Here is a 23,136-nt window from a genome sequence, read left to right on the forward strand (position 1 = left end):
GCGCCCTGGTCCCCTTGTCTCGGAGCGTTCATCACTACGCATTACTTCGGATTGAGCCTTTCGGAGCAGAACCTACGCGCCTACACCTTGAAAACACGGACATGAGAGTGGGCGACAGGTGCGCGGGGGTTTTGGAAGGGCGTAGTCCGGAAAATCAAGAAGTAAGAATGCTTCGCATTCACATGCGACGCTTTTCACCTTATGTGTTGTTCGGCACGGCGGAGCGTGGGCTCCGGCGATGCAGCGGGTTCAACGGCACGGGCAATGAGCGGAATCACCGACGAACAGATTCAGCGCGGAGAGACCGACGGCGCCGCGACGCGGCCGCTGACCGCCGAGGTGCAGGCGACCACCCTGCCCCTCGACGAGCCGGGCGGCGAGGTACCCGGGCCGGCCGGCACGGGCGCGACGACGCCGTCCGGTGGCGGCGCACGGCGCCTGTGGCGGGCCGGGCGCCGGCCCGGCGTGCTGACCTGGATCGCCGTTGCGGTCGCCGCCCTGCTGGCCATCCCGGTGCTGACCGTCGTCGCGCAGCTTCTTACCCCCAGCGAATCCAACGTCTGGGGCCATCTCGTCGACACGGTGCTGCCGCGCTATCTGTGGAACACGCTGTGGCTGGTTCTGGGCGTCGGATTGCTGGTGCCCGTCATCGGCACGGGCACGGCATGGCTGGTGACGATCTGCCGGTTTCCCGGCCGCCGCGTGTTCGAGTGGGCGCTGATCCTGCCGCTGGCGGTGCCGGCCTACGTGATGGCCTACACCTACACCGACTTCCTGCAGTTCACGGGTCCCGTGCAGACGGCGTTGCGGGAAATCACCGGCTGGGGGCCGCGGGCATACTGGTTCCCGGAGATCCGCTCGCTGCCGGGCGCCATCGTGATGCTGGCATTTGTGCTCTACCCTTATGTCTACCTTCTTGCGCGCGCCTCGTTCCTGGAGCAGTCGGTCTGCGCGCTGGAGGTCAGCCGCACGCTGGGTTGCGGGCGCTGGTCCAGCTTCTTCCGCGTCGCGCTGCCGCTGGCGCGCCCGTCGATCGTGGCCGGCACGTCGTTGGCGCTAATGGAGACCCTGGCCGATTTCGGCACCGTCAGTTACTTCGGCGTGCAGACCTTCACGACCGGCATCGTGCGCGCCTGGACGTCGTTCGGCGACCGGATCGCCGCGTCCCAGCTTGCGGCGGTGCTGCTGGCGTTCGTCTTCATTATCCTGGTGCTGGAGCGGTATAACCGGGGCAAGGCGCGCTACCATCACACCTCGGCCCGCTATCAGCGGCTGCCGGGATATCGCCTTCACGGCGCGACGGCAGCGGCGGCGTGGCTGGCCTGCGCCCTGCCGCTGACCATCGGCTTCCTGCTGCCGGCCCTCATTCTGGTGAAGATGTCGGTCGAGGCTGGCGACGCGCAGTTCGGCGCCCGCTTCCTGGAACTGGCGTTCAATTCGTTCAGCCTGGCCACCATCACGGCCGTCCTGGCCGTCATCCTGGCGACCGTCATGGCCTATGCCGTGCGGCTGCAGCCGAACCGCGCCGCCTTCCTGGCAAACCGCATGGCGGGCATGGGCTATGCGGTTCCCGGCACGGTCATCGCTATCGGCGTCCTGCTGCCCTTCGCCGCCTTCGACAATGCGCTCGACGCCTGGATGCGGGCCACGCTGGGCATCTCCACGGGGCTGCTGCTGACGGGCAGCGTCGCGGCCCTGGTGTTCGCCTACATCGTTCGCTTCCTGGCGGTGTCGCTGAATACCATGGAGGCAAGCCTGGGGCGCGTGCGGCCGACCATGGACGACGCGGCCCGCGCCCTGGGTCACGGCCCCGTCAGCACGCTGCTGCGCGTGCATGCACCGATGATGTGGGGCTCCATGCTGACAGCGGGGCTGGTGGTTTTCGTGGATGTTATGAAGGAACTGCCGGCAACCCTTGTGATGCGGCCGTTCAACTTCGACACGCTGGCGGTCCAGGCCTACAACCTTGCCGCCGACGAGCGCCTGACCGAGGCATCGACGGCGGCACTGACCATCGTCGCGGTCGGTATCCTGCCGGTCATCCTGCTGTCGAAAACCATCGCCAGGTCCCGGCCGGGCAGCCGGAAGTCGGGCATGTAGCCTGCCGGAGATCGTCTTTCGTCCCCCCGCCGCCCGAGATGTTGGCTTGCCCGCTGCTGGCGGCCGACCAATATCCTGATGACACGTATGAAATGGTCGAACTGGCAGGTCGGATGCGGGCACCGGCAAACGAGGTCGTGGAAAAATGCCTCGAAAGGCTGGCGACCCGGAGCGATCGTCCTGCCCAGTAAGGGGTGTAGATCGTGGCCGATATCCAGGAGGGCGACCGCTTCGAGGAGATCCTGCCCACAGGCGAAGCGGCAACGCTGTGGCAGGTCATCTCCCGCGGCAGCGACGGACGCGCACACGTCTTCAGCGTGGACGATCCCGGCGACGTTCGGGTGGTTCATTCAGACCGGCTTCTGGACCCGGCACACTATCGCCCGGTCGCGCCGGTCCACTACTCGCCGCCCGAAGCCACTTAGTTAAGGAAAACCCGGATGCAAATTGGCGGGCCCCATTTCGCGGAGCCCGCCGTGCTTCGTCGGCGCTATCGGGTTACTTCCAGCCGACGCGGTCGAAGATCATCTGCGCCTCGGGCTGGTTCTCGCCGTAAACCGCCACGTTGACGTTGTCCACCTTGAACTCGCCGAAGTCCTTCAGCTTGGTGTTGGGTGCCACGCCTTCCACGACGGGGTACTCGTTGTTGCCGTCGGCAAAACGGCGCTGGGCAAAGTCGCTGGCGAGGAACTCCAGGAAGCGGACCGCGTTCTCCGGGTTGGGGCCATTCGCGATCTTGCCGGCGCCGGAGATGTTGACGTGCACGCCGCGGCCGTCCTGGTTCGGGAAGACGACGCCGATGCTCTCCGATAGTTCGGGCCGCTCCTCCATGACACGCAGGTAGTAATAATGGTTGGCGACGGCCACACCGCACTCGCCGGCGGCCACGCCGAGGATCTGGTCCGTGTCGCCGCCTTCCGGCTCGCGCGCGAAGTTCTCGACGACGCCGCGGGCCCAGGTCTCGGCCTCTTCGGCCCCGTGATGTTCGATCATGCTGGCCAACAGCGACTGGTTGTAGACGTTGGAGCTGGAGCGGATGCAAACCTCGCCCTTCAGCACCGGGTCCGCGAGATCCTCGTAAGCGGTAGCCGGTGGCGCGTCGTAGCGCTGCGCGTCGTAAAATATGATCCGGGCGCGCGTGGAGTAGCCGAACCATTTGCCGTCGGGATGCCGAAAGTGCGCCGGAACGCGGCTTTCCAGGGTATCGGAACTGACGGACTCAAGAATGCCGGCCTCCTCGGCCCGCCACAGGCGTCCGGCGTCGACCGTGATCAGGATGTCGGCCGGCGTGTTCCGTCCCTCGCTCTTGATCCGCTGGATCAGGGCGTCGCTCTTGCCCTGAATGCGGTTGACGTCGATGCCCGTCCGCTCGGTGAACTCTTCATAGAGCGCCTCGTCGGTCTGGTAGTGCCTGGCCGAGTAGATATTGACGTCGCCCTCCGCAGCGGCGGACCCTGCCGCCAAGCCAACGCCCACGGCAGTCGCCGCCGCGGTCAATGCTGTCAGCGTCACGCGCATCGCGTAGCCCCTCTTTACCTGTCGCATCGGCGCATGGTCCGCGCCTGAAACCTGTTCACAACCGATAATGCAAATCATTCGCATTATCAAGGCATGTTTGAAGACGTTTTGCCGCATGTGGGTGGCGCTGGACGAGGCGAACGCTTGTCGCCGCGTGCAGGTGAAAAAAGCCCCGCCGGATATTTGCCGACGGGGCCGCAAGTCAGTCATACAGGAGAGATCGATGCCAACCGGACTGGCGCGCGGCCGCCCCGCTGCATCGACGCGCACTCTAGCGGCGGCTCCAGTCAAATGCAATTGCAAATCATTATCATTTTCATCGCTTGGCAAACAGCGAACGATGGCCGAGGCCGCGCTGTCCGTCAGCAGGCTTCGCAAAGGCGGTAATCGGCGGCCTTGCGCCTGTCGAGATCGTCGTAGATTTGGAGCGCGCGCGTCGGATCCAGCGTCAGATCGGGCTCCAGCCCATCGCCGAGACGCATCAATTGCACGCCATACCAGGCCGTGCCGGCGCCCGGCGGCATTTGCGCGGGAAAGCCGCCCTCGACCCGAAGTGCGCCCTCGGCCTGCCGGGCTATCAGACGGCTCGGCAGGTCCGGCTCGACAGCCAGCGGGCGCGCCATTCCCACGAGATCGGCGGAACCGGACTGGAGTGCCTGGACAAGCCCGGCGCGGGTCCGCAGCCCCCCGGTCACGAGAACCGGCTTGTGGAACACATCCCGGATAGAATCGGCGTAGTCCAGGAAGAACGCCTCACGCGCCCGCGTACTCTCCGATTTCAATTCGCTGGCTCCGGATTCGTCGGATTCGTACGTACCACCGCTGATTTCCAGCAGGTCGATGGCTTCCTCGTTCAGCCATCCCGTCACCTGCCGGCTTTCCTCCATCGAGAAGCCGCCCTTGGAAAAGTCCGCCGAGTTCAGCTTGACGCCAACGGGAAAGGCCTGGCCCACCGCGGCACGAACGGCGCGAATGACCTCCATAAGCATCCGCGCCCGATTCACCAGCGATCCGCCCCATCCATCCGTGCGGCGGTTGAATCGCGGTGAGAGGAACTGGCTTAGCAAAAAGCCGTGGGCGGCGTGGATCTCGACGCCGGTGAAACCGCCTTCCCGCGCGGTGGCAGCGGCACGCGCAAAGCCGGCGACGGTCTCCGCGATCCCGTCCTCCGACATCTCCCGCGCGTGGTTGCCGCGCACCTCCACCGCAGACGGCGCCGCCGGCCGGTCGTTCACACCACCATAGGTGAGCGCACCGGCATGTCCGAGTTGCGCCCAGAAGTGCGTCCCGTTCTCTGTTCCTGCCGCCGTCATCCGCCGTAGCGCTGTCATGGCCGCCGGGCTTTGTATCCGGTCCAGCGCCAGGTTGCCGGGTCGTTCCGGGTAGCGATGGTCGACCTGCACTTCACCGATCAGGACAAGCCCCGCTCCACCATGCGCCCAGCGTCGGTAAAGCCGCTCCTGCGCCTGCGTGGCGCCGCCGGCGCCATCGCCCAGGCCATCCGACATCGCCGGCTTGACGATGCGGTTCTTGATCACGGCGCCGCACGGCAGCTCCAGCGGGCTGGCAAAAGCCTCGGCTTCACTCATTCATCAATATCCTCGCTGCTGTGCCCGCCCTGGCCGATCTCGCCGCCAAGCCGATCCAGGAAGGTTCTGATCGCCGGCTCGTTGCGGCGATAGAAGGTGAAGCGCCCGTGGCGTTCCGAAGCAACGAGGCCGGCGCGCTTCAGCAGGCTCATGTACGTCGAGATGGTGGACTGCGACACGCCCGCCTTTTCCTGAATGTAGCCGACGCAGACACCGTCCACGTCCGCATGCTCCGGCAGTGGCGGCGGGAAATTCGACCGGTCCTTCAACCAAACCAAGATCCGGCGGCGAATCGGATTGTCCAAGGCCATCAGGGCTTCATTCATATCCATATATCGAGAAATAGCGATTTATAGATTCGTGTCAAGCCGAACCTTGAACCGAACCATCCGACACCTTCCCAAATTTGCGGATTAAGCTGCCGAACCGATTGGGACGGACATGACGACGCGGCCTTCCTCGGGCACGTCGGTTTCCAACTTTCCGCCCATTCGCCGGGCCAGCAACCAGGTGAAGTGGCCCTGGACCGAGCGGGGCGTCAGCTCCTCGAAATCGATGTCGTCAGACAAGGCAGCGCGGCTTTCCGGTCGCAGGCCGGCATCGCGTCCAGCGGCGGTCACGGCGACACGGGGCCGGTCGCCCGCCGTCACCTCCGCCGTCAACTCACCGCCGCGCGGCAGTGCCTCCAGCCCAAGCGCAATCATGTTGAGGAGGAGCTTGCCCGACCCGTCGGGCGCGGCGCCCAGGTCGTCGGCGCGCCAGACCAGCGTCGACTTGTGAGGCGCGGCGAATCCCTCGGCAAGCTGGCGAAGCTGCCCGGGATCGGCGTCTACGCGGTGCCCTGCCCGGCCATATGCCAGACGATAGAACTGGACAACGGCCAGCGCCTGTCGCGCGGAGCCGGAGATCAGGCGAACCGCGTCCCCCATCATATCAGGGTCCGGGTCCTCCTCCATCAGTTCCATGCCGTTATTGACCGCCCCGATCGGACTGACCAAATCGTGACAGAGCCGCGATGACAGCAACTCGGCAATGCGCAGATCGACCTGAAGATCCATGCCCGACGCTCTCCCCCTGTTCCCGCGCATCCTGGCGAGCGGGAACCGGGGAGACAACCCCGCCGCCGGGATAATCCCGAAGCGAGCGCACTCCCGCGGCGAAAGTCTGTCGCTGCGGCCCTTTAGGATGTCGCTTTGAGTCTTTTGGATGACGCGCTGCGGGCACTAGACTGCCCAACCGTATCGAAGGGTGAGGTCATGAGGCACGACTTGGCGCCGGGCGTGCTGGTCCGGAATCCACAGGCTCCCGAGTGGGGCGTGGGGCAGGTTCAGTCCGCCATCGGCAACCGCGTGACCGTGAACTTCGAGAACATGGGAAAACAACTGATCGATATCGACCACGCGGACCTCGAGGTTGTGGACGAGGACCGGCAGTAGAGGCCGATACGCAGACTGGGAAGACGGAAACAGCAATCATGCCTGAAGGCAATGCTTCCTCAGACCGGCCGCTTGAGCGGATGATCCATCCGGGCTCCGGCCGCCGGCGCACGCCGCCGCAGCCCAAGGGCCGGCAGCCGGATCCGCAGGCCACCGACGAGGTCCGCGAACTTCTCGGCGACCGCCCGCGCGAGCACAATCTGCTTATCGAGCACCTCCATCTGCTGCAGGACACGCACGGCTGCCTCCACGCCCGCCACCTGCAGGCGCTGGCCGAGGAGATGCGGCTGCCGATGGCGGCGGTGTACGAGGTGGCGTCATTCTACGCCCACTTCGACATCGTGATGGACGGCGAGCCGGATCCCGCCCCGCTGACAATCCGCGTGTGCGACAGCATCACCTGCGAGATGAACGGCGCGCAGGAGATCCTGGAAAAGCTGCCGCAGGCGGTGGGCGAGCGCGTGCGCGTCGTGCGCGCGCCCTGCATGGGCCGCTGCGCCGAGGCGCCGGTCGCCGAGGTCGGCCATGGCTTCGTCGACCACGCCGACATCGCAAAGCTGGTGGAGGCCGCGGAGACCGGAGCCACCCTGGCCGAGACGCCGAAGCCTATCGACTTCGACGCCTACGTCGCCGAGGGCGGCTACGGCTTGCTGCGGCGTTGTCTGCGCGGCGAGACGGACGCCGACACCGTCATCCAGGCGCTATCCGATTCCAAACTGCGCGGCCTGGGCGGCGCCGGTTTTCCGACCGGAAAGAAGTGGAGCATCGTGCGCCAGCAGGCGCACCCGCGCTATGTCGCCATCAACGCCGACGAGGGCGAGCCCGGCACCTTCAAGGACCGCTGGTGCATGGAGCGCGACCCGCACCGCTTCATCGAGGGCACTCTGATCGCCTGTTTGGCGGTCGATGCTGAGGCCTGCTACATCTACCTGCGCGACGAGTACCCGCAGGTGCACGAAATCCTGCGTCAGGCGCTCGACCGCGCGGTCGCCGAGGGATTGAACGGACACACCCGCATTGTCCTGCGTCGCGGCGCAGGAGCCTACATCTGCGGCGAGGAATCGGCGATGCTGGAAAGCATCGAGGGCAAGCGCGGCCTGCCCCGCCACAAGCCGCCGTTCGCCGCCGAGGTCGGCCTGTGGGGCAAGCCCACGCTGACCAACAACGTCGAGACGATGTACTGGGTCCGCGATATCGTGGAGAAGGGCCCGGACTGGTTCGCTGGCCAGGGGCGCAACGGCAGCCACGGCCTGCGCCTGTTCTCGGTCTCCGGCCGGGTGAAGGAGCCGGGCGTCAAGCTGGCACCGGCCGGTATCACCCTGCGCGAGCTGGTGGACGAGTTCTGCGGCGGAATGTCCGAGGGCCATACCCTGAAGGGCTATCTGCCGGGCGGCGCCTCGGGCGGCATCCTGCCGGCCTCGCACGCGGATATCCCGCTCGATTTCGGCACGCTTGACGAGTACGGCTGCTTCCTTGGCTCGGGCGCCGTGGTGGTGCTGTCCGACAAGGACGACATCAAGGCTGCGGCGCTGAACCTGATGCGCTTCTTCGAGGACGAGAGCTGCGGGCAGTGCACGCCTTGCCGCAACGGCACCGAGAAGGCGGTCAAGCTGCTGCAACAGGAGAAATGGGACACGGCGCTTCTGGCCGACCTGTCCAAGGTTATGCGCGACGCCTCCATCTGCGGCCTGGGCCAGGCCGCGCCGAACCCGGTGGACTGCGTCATCAAGTTCTTCCCGGAGGATCTGCGATGAGCGAGAAGATCCACTTCGAACTGGACGGGCGCACGGTCGAGGCCGAGCCCGGCGAGACCATCTGGGCGGTCGCCCACCGAGAAGGCGTCGAGATCCCGCACCTGTGCCACCGTCCCGAGCCGGGCTACCGGCCCGACGGCAACTGCCGCGCCTGCATGGTCGAGGTGGAGGGCGAGCGCGTCCTCGCCGCCTCGTGCATCCGCAAGCCCACCGAGGGCATGAAGGTGAAGAGCGCCAGCGAGCGCGCGAAGAAGTCGCGCGAGATGGTGTTCGAGCTGCTGCTGGCCGACCAGCCCGCGAAGACACAGGCGCACGACCCGGACAGCACCTTCTGGCACTGGACCGGGAATATCGGGTTGGAGGACAGCCGCTTCCCCAAACGCGAGCAGCCGGCGCCCGACGTCTCGCACCCGGCAATGGCGGTCAACCTGGATGCCTGCATCCACTGCAATCTCTGCGTGCGCGCCTGCCGCGAGGTCCAGGTCAACGACGTCATCGGCATGGCCTATCGCGGCCACGATTCCAAGGTGATCTTCGACTTCGACGATCCCATGGGCGAGAGCACCTGTGTGGCCTGCGGCGAGTGTGTGCAGGCCTGCCCGACCGGCGCGCTGATGAGTGCCAGCCTGCTGGACGACAACCAGGTGCGCACGGAGTGGCCGGACTACTCCGTTGACAGCGTGTGCCCCTACTGCGGTGTCGGCTGTCAGGTCACTTATAACGTCAAGGACGACCGCATCCTGTCGGTGGACGGTCGCAACGGTCCGTCGAACGAGCAACGCCTGTGCGTCAAGGGCCGCTACGGCAACGACTACAGCCGTCATCCGCACCGCTTGACGAAGCCGCTGATCCGCCGCGAGGACGCGCCGAAGAGCGGCGATATCCAGATCGACTCCGCCAACCCCTGGACGCATTTCCGTGAAGCAACCTGGGAAGAGGCGATGGAGAAGGCCGCCAGCGGGCTCAAGGCCATCCGCGACATGCACGGCGGCGGGGCGCTCTCCGGCTTCGGTTCGGCCAAGGGCACGAACGAGGAGGCTTACCTCTTCCAGAAGCTGGTCCGCGTGGGCTTCGGCACCAACAACGTCGACCATTGCACGCGGCTGTGCCATGCCTCCTCGGTAGCGGCGCTGATGGAGAACATCGGCTCCGGCGCGGTGACGGCGCCGTTCAGCGCGGCGCTGGACGCGGAATGCGTCATCGTGATCGGTGCGCGGCCCAGCGAGAATCACCCGGTGGCCGCCAGCTACATGAAGCAGGCCGCGAAGAACGGTACCAAGCTGATCGTCATGGACCCGCGCTTCAACCAGCAGCTTGGCCGCTACGCCTACAAGAACCTGCAGTTCAACCCGGGCACCGACGTCGCGATGCTGAGCGCGATGCTGCATGTCATCTTCGACGAGGGGCTGGAGGATACGCAGTACATCCAGGCCCACGCCGACGGCGTCGAGGAACTGCGCGAGAAGGTGAAGGAGTTCCCGCCCGAGAAGATGGCCGGCATCTGCGGCATCGACGCCGAGACGCTGCGCGACGTGGCACGCACCTATGCCAAGTCCAGGGCCTCCATCATCTTCTGGGGCATGGGCGTCAGCCAGCACGTGCATGGCACCGACAACAACCGCTCGCTGATCAACCTGGCGCTGTCGACGGGCCACATCGGACGCCCCGGCACCGGCCTGCACCCGCTGCGCGGCCAGAACAACGTGCAGGGCGCTTCCGACGCCGGCCTGATCCCGATGGTCTACCCGGACTACCAGCCGGTCACCAACGCCGACTTCCAGAAGAAGTACGAGCAGTTCTGGGGCACCAAGCTGGACGGCCAGGCCGGCCTGACGGTGGTCGAGATCATCAACGCGATCCACGACGGCAAGATCAAGGGCATGTACATCATGGGCGAGAATCCGGCGATGTCGGATCCCGACCAGAGGCATGCCCGCGAGGCTCTCGCGATGCTCGACCACCTCGTCGTGCAGGAGATTTTCCTCACCGAGACGGCCTGGCACGCCGACGTGATCCTGCCGGCCAGCGCGCAGCATGAAAAGTCGGGCACCTACACCAACACGAACCGGCAGATACAGATGGGCCGGCCCGCGTTGAAGCTACCCGGCGAGGCACGACAGGACTGGGAGATCATCCAGGACCTCGCCCGCCGGATCGGTCTGAACTGGCAGTACACGTATCCGGGCGACGTGTTCAACGAGATGGCGCAGGTCATGCCGTCGCTGAAGAACATCAGCTGGGAGCGGCTGGACCGCGAGGACTGCGTCACCTACCCCTGCGACGCGCCGGACAAGCCCGGCAACGAGATCCTCTTCGGCGAGGGCTTTCCGACGGAGTCCGGCCGCGGCGGAATGCGGGCGGTGGACCTGGTTCCGCCGGACGAGGTGCCGGACGACGAGTATCCGATGATCCTCACTACCGGCCGGCAGCTCGAACACTGGCACACCGGCGCCATGACCCGGCGTGCCAGCATCCTCGACAGCCTGGAGCCGGAGGCCGTCGCCTCCATGAACCCGCGTGAGCTGAAGCTGCGCGGCTGGAACCCGGGTGATCGTGTCCGCGTGTCTACCCGCCGCGGCGAGGTTGAACTGACGGTGCGTGGCGACCGCGACGTGCCCGCGAACGTGGTGTTCATCCCGTTCTGCTATGCCGAGGCCGCGGCCAACGTGCTGACCAACCCGCAGCTCGATCCGTACGGGAAGATCCCGGAGTTCAAGTTCTGCGCGGCGAAAGTGGAAGCCGTACAGGAGCAGGTGGCGGCCGAGTAACGATGACCTGCCGGGGAAGCGGCAAGGGATAACGCCGCTTCCCCGTGCTATTCTTCAGGCTCGCGGAATAAACGCCTTTTGCGGCGCCACAAAAGAAAAACCCCGGCTACCACTCTGGCAGCCGGGGTTTTTCGTCGACGGATGGCAGAAGCCGGCCGCGAGCTTTACCCGATATCGCGGTTCACCTCGAAGCTGCGGCCGTCGGCCTTCATCTGGAAGTCGCCCTCGGCGACGGCATTGGCCCAGGCGGCTGAGCGGCGCATGCCGCCCAGCGGGTACATGTGCACGCGCTTGATGCCGCAATCCGGATCCTCGGCCGCATACTTCGCCAGATCGGAGACGAGCAGGTCCGGCGCGTTCACGGTCATCAGCTTGGTCACGTTCTTCGCCTGACGCGTCAGGAAGCGCATGGACGGCCCCACGCCGCAGGCGCGCGCGTGGTTGATCAGCGTCTTCAGCGTCGCCAGGCCGGGCACACCTATATGCACAGGCAGGTCGACGCCCTCGCGCCGGACGGCCTTGTCCCAGTCAATCACCGGCTGCGCCTCGAAGACGAACTGGGTGCAGATATACATCTCGGCGTCGGTGCGCTTGGCGAACTCCTGCTTCCAGCGCAGCGCCTGCCAGACGGCCTGCTCCGGGATGTCGGGACTGCCCTCGGGATGGCCGGCAACGCCGATGGTCTTGATGCCATGAGCATCGAAGAGCCCGGTGTCCAGAAGCTGCATCGAATCCGAGAACTCGCCCACGGGACTGTCCACCGCGCCGGCCAGCACGACCACCTTGGTGATGCCCGCCTCGTTTCGCAGGCGGGTCAGGTAATCCTCAAGCTGCGCCTTGTCCTTCAGCGAGCGTGCGGCGATGTGCGGGGCGGGCTCCATACCCTCCTCGCGCAGGCGCTTGGCGGTCGCAACCGTATCGCGATAGTCCGAGCCAGGCAGGAAGGTCACGGCGACCTTGGTTCCCTCGTGCAGGTGCTCCCTATAGTCAGGGGTTTTCGCGGCCGAACCCGGCGTCGTCTCGATCGAGTAGTCCGAGACGAAATCGACGATCTGCTGCTTGCGGCCGGCGGGCATGGCAGCCTGCTGGTGCTGCTGGCGGGCGGCGCGCTGACTGAATAGGCTCATGGCTCGGGTCCTTCTCTCAGGCCTGTTCCACGCCGCCCGCGGCGACGAGGGTGTTCAGTCGGTCGTCGGGGTAGTCGCTTTCCAGACGTTCGGCCGCCACACGCGCCTCGTCTTCCAGATCGTCCCCGCAATCCACCGGGGCGCCCCTCTTCCATTCCGCCAGGTACGAATCGGTATCCCGCAGCTTCGCCTTCATGGCGGCGCGGTCGATCGCCTTCTCGAAACGTTCGGAAAGGGGGCGCCTTGCCGTCTTGCGCCCTGTTTTAACTATGACTTGGGCCGGTATATCCCGCCAGTAGACGACCGTCATTTTCGCCATTGCGTCACGCCCCCTGACTGGCCTGCTTCATGAAGGTCTTAAGCTCGCCATAGCCGGTATCCTCGCGCCGGTAGGCAAGTCCGAGACGCGCCGCCGCCGCCTGCGCCTTGGCATCCAGTTCCGGGGTGTCGGTCTGCGCCAGATAGACCAGTGTCGAGTAATTTCCGAAATAGATTTCGGCCAGTTCCGGGTGACGGTCGATGCCAAGTCCCTCGATGATGAAGCGCTCGAAGTGGCGGGTCAGGAAGTCGGTCAGGTAGAAGCAGGTCGGGTCGTCGTCCGCCATTGCATTGAAGCGCTTCTGCGTTGCGAAAGTCGCGTAGCAATGCGGACCCGGCAGCCGCTCCACCCCCTCTTCCTCCAAAACGCGGTCGAGCAGCCCGCCCGTGCCGCAGTCGGCATAGAGGACGTAGATCTTGTCGTAGTGCGGCTTGGCCGCGCGGATCTTCTGGCGCACCCCATCAGGAATCTTTTGCGGCGTATTGTGCCAGATCGCCGGCAGGCAGGTGATCTCCATGTGAGACCACTCTTCCCGCCGGATCAGGTCGATGACCTCTCGCGCCAGTGCCCCGCACGCAAGCAAGAGAACGCGGGGACGCGCGGTCGCGTTCGTGGTGGCGGCAGACACGGCCATGCCACTTCTCCCACCGTTCGTCGCGGTGCGGACGGTGCAGGCCTACGCTACTGCGCGGCTGCCAGCCGGTTGTGGAACTGATGGATCAGGCGCTTGGCCGTTTCCACCGCGACGGCGGCGTCGCGGCAGTAGGCGTCGGCCCCGACGGCGTCGGCGAACTCCTGGTTCAGCGGCGCACCGCCCACCATGACGATATAATCGTCGCGGATGCCTTTTTCGACCATCGCGTCGATCACGACCTTCATATACGGCATGGTCGTGGTGAGCAGCGCCGACATGCCCAGGATGTCGGGCTTATGCTCCTCGATCGCTTCCAGGTATTTCTCCACAGGGTTGTTGATGCCGATGTCGATGACCTCGAAGCCGGCCCCCTCCATCATCATCGACACCAGGTTCTTGCCGATGTCGTGGATATCGCCCTTGACGGTGCCGATGACCATCTTACCCATCTTCGGCGCATTGGTCTGGGCCAGCAGCGGGCGCAGGATGTACATCCCCGCCTTCATCGAGTTGGCGCTCATCAGCACTTCAGGCACGAAGAGGATGCCGTCACGGAAGTCGATACCGACGATCCGCATGCCCTCGACCAGGGCCTCGGTCAGGATCTTGTACGGCGCCCAACCGCGCTCCAGCAGGATTTCCACGCCTTCGACGACCTCGTCCTTCAGACCGTCGTACAGGTCGTCCTGCATCTGCTTGACGAGTTCGTCGTCATCCAACTCGCGCAGATCGAGATCGTCGCCGTCGCTCATCCCCAACACCTCTTCGTCAAAATGTTCGCGCGGCCTTTCGCCGCGGTGCTTGCGATTATTTCGCGCGTAAGGGGCGGGTCATGGCTGCCGCTGGCGCGACTTCCGCTGTTCGAAATGCGACAACGCCCTGAAATCGGGGCCGATTTCGCCAATCTGTGTAGTGATGGACACACCTTCCGCCGATGCTCACCGGCGCTCGCGACAAGCCATTAACGGCCTTGTTAGCAAAGAAGTGGTAAAGTATTGAAACCAAGTTAATCGTGCCGAACACGCGTATCCGACTGTGTGCGCCGCGGTAACATGCTGTTCCAATTAGCGAAAGACTTGCGCGATAGCGCCGGAAAGCGCCCGATCCAGGATCGCCGTGACGGACTCGATGTTCAACGGACGCGGATTGGCGGCGGCGTTGGCATCTTCGACCGCGACTCGCGCCATCATCCGCGAATCCGCCCCCGTAGCGCCGATTTCCGCCAGGCTGCGCGGAATGTCGAGCGCCGCGTTGAAGCTTTCGACCCAGCCGATCAGCGCCTCGCCGCTCGTCTCGCGCAGGTTCAGGCCACGGGCGATCTCGGCCATGCGGGCCTCCGCCGCGCCAAGGTTGAAGCGCAGCACGTAAGGCAGCAGCACGGCGTTGGTCAGGCCGTGATGGGTGTCGCAGGCGGCGGAAACCGCGTGCGAGAGCGCATGCACCCCACCCAGCCCCTTGTCGAAGGCCGCCGCGCCCATCGCCGATGCCGCCAGCATTTCGGCCCGCGCGTCCAGATCTGCCGGTGTCGCGGCCAGACGCGGCAGCGCGTCGGCGATGCGCGAAATCGCCGACAGGGCCACGGCATCCGCCATCGGATGATGGCCCGGCGCCAGATAGGCCTCCAGATTGTGGATCAGCGCGTCGAGGCCGGTCCAGATCGTCAGGTGCCGCGGCAGTGACAGCGTCAGCGCCGGATCCAGGATGACGCGGCGCGGCAGCAGGTCGGGATGCCACAGACTGCGCTTGGCATGCGCCGCCGGCTCCACCACCACGGCCGAGGCCGAGAATTCGGAGCCCGTGCCCGCCGTCGTCGGCACCGCCACCACCGGCTGCACGGGCGCGGCATCATCCGGCATTGGCCGGCCGAACATGAAGTCCCAGGGGTCACGAGTCTGCAAAGCCAGCAGTGCCACGGCCTTGCCGGTGTCAAGCGCGCTGCCCCCGCCCACGGCGATCACGCCGTCATGCCCGCCATCGCGGTAGACCCCGACGGCCTCGGCCACGCTGGCCTCGTCCGGATTGCCCCGTACGGCGTCAAAGCGCCGGTGTTCGGGCAAGCTTTCAAGCGCGGCAGCCAGCGGCGGCAACGCCGCCACACCGGGATCGATAACGACGAGCGGCCGCGTGAGGCGAAGCTCGGCGCAAGCCCGTGCAAGCTCGTCGATGCGGCCGGCGCCGAACCGCGTCGGCGCCGGCCAGCTCCAGTCACCCCGGTATGATGTCTGACTATCCGCCGTCACCTGCCGCCCCCTTCGCATGAACCGCCGCGAGGATAGCGGCCGCCGGGCGGGTCGGGATTTCGCGGATACGACGGAAAGCGGCCTCAGAGCGCGATCGGATCGGGTTGAAACATCCTATTTCATCCTGATCCGTAAATCGCGGTCTCGTATCTAGAGAGCCTTGGCGGCCTCCAGCAGCTTGTCGACGTGGCCGTCCACCTTCACCTTGCGCCAGACCTTGCGGATGACGCCGTCGCCGTCCAGCAGGAAGGTCGAGCGCTCGATGCCCATCGACTTCTTGCCGTACATGTTCTTTTCCTTCCAGACGCCGAAAGCCTCGCACAGCTCGCCCTGCTCGTCGGCAATCAGCGGGAACGGCAACTCGTACTTGGCCTTGAAGTTGTCGTGGCGCTTCGGCGAATCCTTGCTGACGCCGATCACCTGGATGCCGTGATCGCTCACGTCCTGCCAGGCATCGCGGAAGCCGCAGGCCTCCTTCGTGCAGCCGGGTGTGTCGTCCTTGGGATAGAAGTAAAGGACGGTCGGCTTCCCCTTCAGGTCGGCCAGCGTCATCGTCCCGCCGCCGTCGCGCGGCAGGGAAAAGTCGGGGGCGCTGTCTCCCACGTCGAGGCTCATGTACGGCTCTCCTTACTGTTCTCGCCTTGGTTCTCGTCCGGGGCGGCGGCCGCCGCGGGGTCTTCGATAAGCTCGCGGAAAATATGGTGCACCTGTTCGGCCGTGGCCAACACGCGCTCGCGCAGGGCCTCGAAATCGGCGCATCCGCAAGCGGCGGCCAGTTGCGCCTTCAGCCCCTCGGGCGCCGTGGCCTCATCGAACGCGCTGCCGGCCATCAGGCGCAGCAGACCCTGCACGCGCCGCATCAGCCGGGTCGCGGAGATCAGGAACTCCGCGCGCTGCGGCGTCAGGATGCCTTCATCGGCCAGCGCGGAGAAGGCGTCCTGCGTTCCCTGCGCCAGCACACCGGGGTGCGCGTGGGCATATTGAAGCTGTAAGGTCTGGGCCAGGAACTCCAGGTCGATCAAGCCACCGCGGATATATTTGACGTGCCAGTCGCTTCTCGCCGGATGCTCCTTGGCGATGCGCTGGCGCATGTCATGCACCGCCGCAAGCAAAGCCCCCGGCTCGCGAGGACGGGTGAGGATTTCCCGGACCGCATCGTCGATGCGCCCGCGAAATTCGGCCCCCCCCACGACCGCGCGGGCGCGTGTCAGCGCCATATGCTCCCACACCCAGGCGTCGGATTCGTAGTACTTCCGGTATCCGGCCAGCGTCGCCACGAGTTGCCCGCCCTCGCCCTGAGGCCGCAGGCGCATGTCGACGTCGTAGAGCCGGCCTTCCGCCGTCATCGCGGTGATCGCGTTGATAAACCGCTGCGCCAGGCGCGTGAAATAACGCCCTGGCTCCAGTGGCTTGCGCCCGTCGGACTGCTGGGCGTCCGGATCGGTCTCGGCCAGGAGCACGAGGTCGAGATCGCTTGAGATCGTCAGTTCGCGCCCGCCCAGCTTGCCCAGCGCCACCACCGCCATGCCGGGTGGCGGCAGTTCGCCGTGGAGCGCCGCGAACTCGGCCAGCACGCGGGGCCACAGGCAGGCCAGCACCACCTCCGCAATATCGCTCAGCGCCCGCCCGGTCTCGTCGATGTCATGCCCGGCCTCCAGCATGTGGACGCCGACCTGGAACTTGCGGTCGCCGGTCCAGCGCCGGGCGATGTCCAGCACGTCCTCGAAATCACGCGCATCCTGCAGCAGCTGCTCCAGGTCCTCCCGCAGGGCCTCGCGATCCGGCACGGCCTCGAAGAAACCGGGTGTCAGGACCGCCTCCAGCAGGCCCGGCTTGCGGCCCAGGTGGTCGGCCAGCGCCGGCGCCGCGCCGACGATCTGCGCCAGCAGGTCCAGCAGCCGGGGATTCTGGTAGAGCATGGAGAAAAGCTGTACGCCCGCCGGCAGGCCGGCAACGAACTCGTCGAACTTCGCCAGTGCAGCGTCGGGATTGGCCGTGCGGCCCAGCGCTTCCAGCAGGGTCGGCACCAGCTCGGTCAGGATTTCGCGCGTGCGGCGGCTGCGCATGGCGCGGTAGCGGCCCCGGTGCCAGTTGGCGACGATATGGAACACCCGCTCGCCGTCGTTGAATCCCAGCCTGGCCAGCGTCTTCACCGTCTCGGGATCGGCCTCGCCGCCGGTGAACACCAGATTGCCGGACCCGGAAAGCGACGGCGCCTCCTCGAACAACCCGGCGTAGCGATCCTCCACGGTGTGCAGGTATTGTAGCAATTCGTGGCTGAACGCCCTGGCGTCGTCATGTCCCATGAACGCGGCGATTTCGCCGAGGCTCTGCTCGTCCTCCGGCAGGGTCTGCGTCTGCTGGTCGTTGACCATCTGCAGGCGGTGCTCCAGCCGGCGAAGATAGGTGTAGGCCGCGATAAGCGCGTCGGCATCCTCCCGCGAGACATGGCCCGCCCCCGCCAGCGCGTTCAGCGCATCGACCGTGCGTGGTGCCCGCAGGTCGGGGTCGCGCCCGCCCCAGATAAGCTGCTGCGTCTGGGCATAGAACTCGATCTCGCGGATGCCGCCCCGGCCCACCTTGATATCGTGCCCGGCGACGGTGACGGTACTCCCGCCACGATTGGCGTGGATCTGCCGCTTGATCGAATGCACGTCCTGGATGGCCCAGAAATCCAGATGCTTGCGCCAGACGAACGGACGCAGGACCGACAGGAACTCGCGCCCCAGCGCAAGGTCACCTGCGCAGGCGCGCGCCTTGATCATGGCCGCCCGCTCCCAGTTCTGGCCCAGGCTTTCGTAATAGGTCTCGGCGGCGGAGATCGAAATCGCGACCGGCATCGCCGAGGGATCCGGCCGCAGGCGAAGGTCGACCCGCGCGACGTAGCCGTCGCGGGTGCGATCCTCCAGGATCCGCACCATATCTCTCGTGATCCGGACGAAGAAGTCGTGTACGTCCTTGCGGCCCCGGTAGCGGGCGCGATCCAGGTCGTGGATGACGATCAGGTCGATGTCGGAGGAATAGTTGAGTTCCCGCGCACCCAGCTTGCCCATCGCCAGGACGACCAGCCCGCAATCCTTTGTCGGGCGGGTTTCGTCGGCAAGCTCGATGTCACCGCGCTCCCGCGCGCGGAGCAGCAGGTGCGAAAGCGCCGCATCCACCGCCGCGTCGGCGAAATCGGAAAGCGCCTCGGTCACCTGCACCAGCGACCAGCCGCCGGCAAGATCGGCCAGCGCCACGGCCAGCGCGGCGCGTCGGCGCGCGCGGCGCAGGATCGCCATGCACGTCTCTCGCTCGCGCGAAAAGGCGGCATCTTCCAGCGCCTCGCGCAGCGCCCCGTGCAGCAGGGCCTCGGGCCCGTTCGTCAGGAATTCACGCAGGGCGAGGATATCGTTTAGAATGCATTGCGTCAGGAACGGGCTGTTCGAAAAGACTGCCTCCAGCAGCGCCTTGCCGAACGGATCCGCCGCAAGGTCGTGCGCGAACCTGGCGAGATCGGGATCGTCCAGCCGATCCGCCGCCTCGCGCCAGTGTTCGAGTCCCCGGGCAGCGCGTTCGGCGTTGCCGACCTTCGGGAGGCTATCGGGTGTGGACAGGTAGGAGAGCTCGTGCGGCATCCGCTATGGCCCGGTTTTTCGCGAGCCTGCGCAAGCCGGAGCCGAAGGTCAAGGTGGCGGCGCCGCGCGTGAGGCGGGTTTGATCCGACGCAGTACGAAAATCGCGCTCGAAGCGATCGTGGGCGTGGCGGCGCTTGCCACCATCGTGACCGGCGTCCTGTTCTGGCGGCTGTCGCAGGGGCCGGTCGAGCTGGATTTCCTCACGCCACGCCTGCAGGCGGCCCTCAGCGACGCCGAGGAGGGCGTGTCCGTCGAGCTAGGTGGCACCGTCCTGGCCTGGGAAGGCTGGCCGGAAACGGTGGCACTGCGGGTCACGGACGTCGCCGTTCGCAGCGACACCGAGACGCTGGCACGGGTGCCCGCGCTCGACCTGAAGCTCTCGTTTCCGGCGCTGGTGGCGGGCACCCTGGCGCCGACGGAGATTGTCGCGCGCGGCGCGCGGCTGACTGTCGTGCGGGATGCCAAGGGCTTCCGGTTCGGGCCGCCCGTCGATGCCGAGCCAGGCGAGGCGGGCGACGTTTCCGACATCCTGCCCGACGTCCTGGCCGACCTGATGGCCGCGCCCCGGCCCGAGCGCCGGCTGTCGTACCTGGAAACCGTCCGCATCGCTGGCGCCAGTCTGGCGGTGCGCGACGAAATCCTCGACGTGGTCTGGTGGGCGCCGACGGCCAATATCGCCCTGCGGCGAGAAGCCTTCGGCATTGCGGGCACTGCCGACATGCGCGTGCGCCTTGGCGGGGACCTTGTTACGGCCTCCAGCTCGCTCCAATACAGGGCAGCGGAACGTCGGATCGGTATCCTGGCCGACGTGCGCAACCTGAAGCCGTCAGCCCTGGCGGCCAGCGTGCCGCAGCTCTCCGATGTGGCCGGCATCAGCGTGCCGCTGGCCGGAACCCTTGGCACCTCGTTCGACCTGTCGGGCCGCATCGGCAACATCAGCGCCAACCTGCAAGGCGACCAGGGCGAGATCGCCTGGCCCGGCTACCTTCCGGAACCGGTGCCGGTGCGCGCCGTCAGCGCGAGCGCCCGCCTCGATCGCGCCGCCGACAAGCTGACCCTGGAAACCCTGGAGCTGAATTTCGGCACGCCGGAGGACGCGGGGCCGACAATCCGTGCGACGGCGACGGCGGATGCCCTGTCGGGCGACATCCGCGTTTCCGGCGAAACCAGCATCGAGAATGTGGCCGTCAATGATCTGGCGCGTTACTGGCCGCACGGCGTCGGGGGCAACTCGCGCGCCTGGGTGACGGAGAACATCCGCGCCGGCAAGGCCGATGTGACCGGCATGCGCTACGACGTCCGGCTTTCGGAAGGCGATCCGGCGGCCGCCGAACTGCTGGAACTGGGCGGGAACATCGCGTTCAGCGGTCTCGACGTGCACTACCTTCGGCCAATGCCGCCCGTGACGAATGTCGGCGGCACGGCCACCTTCGATGCCGACAGCTTCAATCTCGATGTCGCCAGCGGCCGGCGCGATAGCCTGGAGGTCACGGGTGCGCGAGTGGAAATCACTGGCCTGGACGGCACCGACCACTGGATAGCCATCGACCTGGACGTGCGGGGGCCGCTTCGCGACGCACTGGAAACCCTTGATCACCCACGGCTCGACCTGATGGAGCCGCTCGGCATCGATCCGGCCACGACATCCGGCGAAGCCGACACGAACGCGGTATTCCGCTTCCCGCTCCTCGCCGAACTGACGATGGACGAGGTCGAGGTGGAGGCGAACGCACGGCTGGAGCGCGTCGAGGCCGAGAATTTCCTGCTGGGTCAGGACGCGCGCGGCGGCGCGTTCGACCTGCGTGTCGACAAGTCGGGCATGAACCTCAAGGGCCCGGTCAGCCTGGGCGCCTTGCCCCTCCACCTGGACTGGCGGGAGAACTTCGAAGAGGCGGCCGACTACCGCAGCGAGATCGCAGCGCAAATACCGCGGATAACGCCCGCCGACCTCGAACGTCTCGGCCTCGAGGCCAGGCCGTTCCTGGATGGCCCGGTATCCGCCAACCTGCGGGCCCGGACCGACGCCGAGGGAAGCGGTTTCGTCAAGGCGGCGCTCAATCTTCGCGACGCGTCGATGGCTCTGCCGACCCTGGCGTGGCAGAAGCCACCGGGTGATGCGGGCGAGGCCCGACTGGACCTGCGCCTGAAGGCTGGCAAACCGATGGGCCTCCGGCGGTTCAGTCTCGAAGCGGGCGGCGATATGTCCTCCCAGCTTGGCACGCACGGCTCCGTCGAGTTCGGAGAGGATGGCGCGTCGGTGAAAGGCATCCGGCTGGACACCTTCACGCTGTCGAACACCCGGCTGAACAAGGTGGCGGCACAGCGAAGCGAGGGCGTGTGGACCATCTCCGTTGAAGGCGGTGCTTTCGACGCAGACCCCCTGTTGAAACGCCTGGACACAGAGCGAAACGGCGAACAGCGCAACGCGTCGGGCGACCCTGGCCCACCGGTACGCATTCGCGATGTCCGGCTGGCGCGACTGCGATTCGGCGATGGGCGCTACCTCAGCGACGTCGATCTGGCGGCTGAGCGCGGACCGGACGGATGGTGGCGCCAGCTCTATCTCGAAGCAAGCGTCCCCGAACAGTTCGCGGCCATTCCCAACGGCGACGGAGAGCTGCCTGCTGACGCGGCCGGAACCGGTCCGACACGCCTGTTCCTGAGTTACGCGCCTCGCCCGGACGGACGGCGCGCCGTCAGGATCACGGCCGGGGACACCGGGGCCGCACTTCGGGCAATGGACATGGCCGATACACTGGAAGGCGGACGGCTGACCGTCGAGGGCCTGTCGCGCGGCATCGACCCGGCAAGCCCGATAGACGCCAGTATCGACCTGCGCAAGTTCAAGATCGCCCGGGCGCCGGCCCTCGCCAAACTCCTTACGCTTGCCTCGCTCACCGGCATCAGTGACGTCCTGCAAGGCAAGGGAATCGGTTTTCAGCGGTTTTACGGCGACGTCGTGGTCGAGGGCAGCGTCATGTCCACGGACTTCGTCCATGCCTATGGGCCGGCTCTTGGCATTACCGCCAAGGGCCACCTGGATGTGAAGCGGGACACCAGCGATCTGCGGGGCACCATCGTGCCGGCGGCTTCGGTGAACCGGGTCCTCGGCAAGATTCCGGTTCTTGGAAGCCTGCTTACGGGCGGCAAGGGGGAAGGCGTGTTTGCCGTGACCTATAGCTTGAGTGGGCCGCTGCAGGATCCGGATATCGACGTCAATCCACTGTCCGCCCTGGCGCCCGGCTTCCTGCGCGGGCTGTTCGACTTGAGCGCCGGCTCCGGCGGAACGGACAGCGAGCCGCCGCGCGCCCTGCCGCCACAGAGCGGGCGGTAAGCGCTGCTGAAAAGATTTATCCACAAGTGAACGGAAATACTATTGTTGCGCCCGCGAATTGATCCTGGCACGCTCTAAATCTGGTATGCAGAACCGACGGCGACCCGATATTTCGAATTTTGGCTATCCATCGCCGACGGCAGGGGTGCCTTCGGCCCTGGTGCAGGGAGCGCAAGCCAAGCCATGACGACGCTCGCCAAATCCTTCGACAATCACCCCGGAAATCCACTGGATCTGCTGGAGGAGCTGGTCACCGCCAACGACTGGGTCTTCGACCGCGCAAGCGACTTCGAGCTGGCCGTCCAGGTCCGTGGCCGCTGGACCGACTACCAGATCTGGTCGGTCTGGCACGAAGAGCTTCACGCCATCTACTTCGCCTGCCACTTCGAGTCGCGGGTTCCCGACACCAAGCGGCGTCAGGTCCGCGAACTTGTCGCCCTGTTCAACGAGAAGCTCTGGCTGGGGCATTTCGACTATTCCGCCGAGGACGGCACGCTGTTCTTCCGACATACCGTACCGTTGCGCGGCACGCGCGGCGCCAGCGTGGAACAGCTTGAAGACCTTGTGGACACCGCCGTCCTGGAGTGCGACCGTTTCTACCCCGCGCTGCAGCTTGTGGTCTGGGGCGGCCAGTCCTGCGCGGAGGCGGTCGCCGCCGCGATGATGGAAACCGTCGGCGAGGCCTGATCGGAGTTGCGGC

At 66.2% G+C, this 23,136-nt stretch carries 18 protein-coding genes; 7 read left to right on the forward strand and 11 right to left on the reverse strand.

Translation table 11 applies throughout. The annotated features are described in order from the left end of the window. Positions 1-264: 264 nt before the first annotated feature. Complete coding sequence (locus DRB17_RS15510) at positions 265-2,100, forward strand: ABC transporter permease (protein ID WP_114583138.1); 1,836 nt, start codon at positions 265-267, stop codon at positions 2,098-2,100. Between the two features lie 203 nt (positions 2,101-2,303). Further along, a complete protein-coding gene (locus tag DRB17_RS15515; RefSeq protein WP_114583139.1) occupies positions 2,304-2,525 on the forward strand; it encodes a hypothetical protein in 222 nt (73 codons plus the stop codon). 73 nt (positions 2,526-2,598) lie between these two features. Here the strand turns inward: DRB17_RS15515 and DRB17_RS15520 are convergent, their stop codons facing one another. The 4 genes from DRB17_RS15520 to DRB17_RS15535 form a co-directional block, all read right to left on the reverse strand. Next, on the reverse strand, positions 2,599-3,618 hold the full coding sequence (locus DRB17_RS15520) for a Fe(3+) ABC transporter substrate-binding protein (RefSeq protein WP_114583140.1): 1,020 nt from the start codon (positions 3,616-3,618) through the stop codon (positions 2,599-2,601). A gap of 362 nt (positions 3,619-3,980) precedes the next feature. Continuing rightward, positions 3,981-5,207, reverse strand: coding sequence for an NADH:flavin oxidoreductase/NADH oxidase family protein (locus tag DRB17_RS15525; RefSeq protein WP_114583141.1), 1,227 nt, complete (start codon positions 5,205-5,207; stop codon positions 3,981-3,983). Then, positions 5,204-5,533: an ArsR/SmtB family transcription factor gene (locus tag DRB17_RS15530; RefSeq protein WP_241503862.1), complete on the reverse strand. Its 330-nt coding sequence runs from the start codon at positions 5,531-5,533 to the stop codon at positions 5,204-5,206. Before DRB17_RS15530 ends, DRB17_RS15525 begins: the two co-directional genes overlap by 4 nt. 87 nt (positions 5,534-5,620) lie before the next feature. Beyond that, positions 5,621-6,265, reverse strand: coding sequence for a histidine phosphotransferase family protein (locus DRB17_RS15535; RefSeq protein ID WP_161958848.1), 645 nt, complete (start codon positions 6,263-6,265; stop codon positions 5,621-5,623). Positions 6,266-6,463: 198 nt separating this feature from the next. Between DRB17_RS15535 and DRB17_RS15540 the strand changes: the two genes are divergently transcribed. From DRB17_RS15540 to fdhF, 3 genes are read left to right on the forward strand one after another with little or no spacing between them, the layout of a single operon-like run. Beyond that, on the forward strand, positions 6,464-6,643 hold the full coding sequence (locus DRB17_RS15540; RefSeq protein ID WP_114583144.1) for a DUF3553 domain-containing protein: 180 nt from the start codon (positions 6,464-6,466) through the stop codon (positions 6,641-6,643). Positions 6,644-6,681: 38 nt separating this feature from the next. After that, positions 6,682-8,397 (forward strand): NAD(P)H-dependent oxidoreductase subunit E, encoded by a 1,716-nt coding sequence (locus tag DRB17_RS15545; RefSeq protein ID WP_114583145.1) that lies wholly within the window; start codon positions 6,682-6,684, stop codon positions 8,395-8,397. Further along, complete coding sequence (gene fdhF / locus DRB17_RS15550) at positions 8,394-11,165, forward strand: formate dehydrogenase subunit alpha (protein WP_114583146.1); 2,772 nt, start codon at positions 8,394-8,396, stop codon at positions 11,163-11,165. Before DRB17_RS15545 ends, fdhF begins: the two co-directional genes overlap by 4 nt. A 164-nt stretch (positions 11,166-11,329) precedes the next feature. Here fdhF and DRB17_RS15555 read toward each other — a convergent pair whose 3' ends face one another. The 7 genes from DRB17_RS15555 to DRB17_RS15585 all read right to left on the reverse strand — a co-directional run bounded on the left by DRB17_RS15555 (position 11,330) and on the right by DRB17_RS15585 (position 19,102). After that, on the reverse strand, positions 11,330-12,292 hold the full coding sequence (locus tag DRB17_RS15555; protein WP_206607919.1) for a methylenetetrahydrofolate reductase: 963 nt from the start codon (positions 12,290-12,292) through the stop codon (positions 11,330-11,332). Between the two features lie 16 nt (positions 12,293-12,308). After that, complete coding sequence (locus DRB17_RS15560) at positions 12,309-12,611, reverse strand: virulence factor (RefSeq protein WP_114583147.1); 303 nt, start codon at positions 12,609-12,611, stop codon at positions 12,309-12,311. 4 nt (positions 12,612-12,615) lie between these two features. Next, positions 12,616-13,245 (reverse strand): DUF1638 domain-containing protein, encoded by a 630-nt coding sequence (locus tag DRB17_RS15565; protein ID WP_114583148.1) that lies wholly within the window; start codon positions 13,243-13,245, stop codon positions 12,616-12,618. Positions 13,246-13,292: 47 nt separating this feature from the next. After that, positions 13,293-13,997, reverse strand: coding sequence for a corrinoid protein (locus DRB17_RS15570; protein ID WP_114583149.1), 705 nt, complete (start codon positions 13,995-13,997; stop codon positions 13,293-13,295). Positions 13,998-14,309: 312 nt separating this feature from the next. Continuing rightward, positions 14,310-15,485 (reverse strand): iron-containing alcohol dehydrogenase, encoded by a 1,176-nt coding sequence (locus DRB17_RS15575; RefSeq protein ID WP_161958849.1) that lies wholly within the window; start codon positions 15,483-15,485, stop codon positions 14,310-14,312. A gap of 150 nt (positions 15,486-15,635) precedes the next feature. Continuing rightward, positions 15,636-16,100, reverse strand: a complete 465-nt coding sequence (bcp, locus tag DRB17_RS15580) for a thioredoxin-dependent thiol peroxidase (protein ID WP_114583151.1) — start codon at positions 16,098-16,100, stop codon at positions 15,636-15,638. Then, positions 16,097-19,102 carry a bifunctional [glutamine synthetase] adenylyltransferase/[glutamine synthetase]-adenylyl-L-tyrosine phosphorylase gene (locus DRB17_RS15585; RefSeq protein WP_114583152.1) on the reverse strand — a complete coding sequence of 1,002 codons (3,006 nt, stop codon included), beginning with the start codon at positions 19,100-19,102 and terminating at the stop codon, positions 16,097-16,099. Before DRB17_RS15585 ends, bcp begins: the two co-directional genes overlap by 4 nt. A 79-nt stretch (positions 19,103-19,181) precedes the next feature. On the opposite strand from DRB17_RS15585, the gene DRB17_RS15590 reads away from it, so the two are divergent. Both DRB17_RS15590 and DRB17_RS15595 read left to right on the forward strand, forming a co-directional pair. Further along, positions 19,182-22,436 (forward strand): YhdP family protein, encoded by a 3,255-nt coding sequence (locus DRB17_RS15590; protein ID WP_114583153.1) that lies wholly within the window; start codon positions 19,182-19,184, stop codon positions 22,434-22,436. A gap of 183 nt (positions 22,437-22,619) precedes the next feature. Next, positions 22,620-23,123: a type III secretion system chaperone family protein gene (locus DRB17_RS15595; protein WP_114583154.1), complete on the forward strand. Its 504-nt coding sequence runs from the start codon at positions 22,620-22,622 to the stop codon at positions 23,121-23,123. Positions 23,124-23,136 lie beyond the last annotated feature (13 nt).

It is taken from the genome of Ferruginivarius sediminum (genome assembly GCF_003344765.1).
GTDB lineage: Bacteria > Pseudomonadota > Alphaproteobacteria > Kiloniellales > Rhodovibrionaceae > Ferruginivarius > Ferruginivarius sediminum.

Bases quoted from the DNA above. Each gene is read 5' to 3' on its own strand.
- DRB17_RS15530 (WP_241503862.1), bottom strand. From the start codon at position 5,533: ATGAATGAAGCCCTGATGGCCTTGGACAATCCGATTCGCCGCCGGATC.
- DRB17_RS15545 (WP_114583145.1), top strand. From the start codon at position 6,682: ATGCCTGAAGGCAATGCTTCCTCAGACCGGCCGCTTGAGCGGATGATC.
- DRB17_RS15520 (WP_114583140.1), bottom strand. From the start codon at position 3,618: ATGCGCGTGACGCTGACAGCATTGACCGCGGCGGCGACTGCCGTGGGC.
- DRB17_RS15585 (WP_114583152.1), bottom strand. From the start codon at position 19,102: ATGCCGCACGAGCTCTCCTACCTGTCCACACCCGATAGCCTCCCGAAG.
- fdhF (WP_114583146.1), top strand. From the start codon at position 8,394: ATGAGCGAGAAGATCCACTTCGAACTGGACGGGCGCACGGTCGAGGCC.
- DRB17_RS15540 (WP_114583144.1), top strand. From the start codon at position 6,464: ATGAGGCACGACTTGGCGCCGGGCGTGCTGGTCCGGAATCCACAGGCT.
- DRB17_RS15555 (WP_206607919.1), bottom strand. From the start codon at position 12,292: ATGAGCCTATTCAGTCAGCGCGCCGCCCGCCAGCAGCACCAGCAGGCT.
- DRB17_RS15525 (WP_114583141.1), bottom strand. From the start codon at position 5,207: ATGAGTGAAGCCGAGGCTTTTGCCAGCCCGCTGGAGCTGCCGTGCGGC.
- DRB17_RS15535 (WP_161958848.1), bottom strand. From the start codon at position 6,265: ATGGATCTTCAGGTCGATCTGCGCATTGCCGAGTTGCTGTCATCGCGG.
- DRB17_RS15570 (WP_114583149.1), bottom strand. From the start codon at position 13,997: ATGAGCGACGGCGACGATCTCGATCTGCGCGAGTTGGATGACGACGAA.
- DRB17_RS15560 (WP_114583147.1), bottom strand. From the start codon at position 12,611: ATGGCGAAAATGACGGTCGTCTACTGGCGGGATATACCGGCCCAAGTC.
- bcp (WP_114583151.1), bottom strand. From the start codon at position 16,100: ATGAGCCTCGACGTGGGAGACAGCGCCCCCGACTTTTCCCTGCCGCGC.
- DRB17_RS15510 (WP_114583138.1), top strand. From the start codon at position 265: ATGAGCGGAATCACCGACGAACAGATTCAGCGCGGAGAGACCGACGGC.
- DRB17_RS15595 (WP_114583154.1), top strand. From the start codon at position 22,620: ATGACGACGCTCGCCAAATCCTTCGACAATCACCCCGGAAATCCACTG.
- DRB17_RS15565 (WP_114583148.1), bottom strand. From the start codon at position 13,245: ATGGCCGTGTCTGCCGCCACCACGAACGCGACCGCGCGTCCCCGCGTT.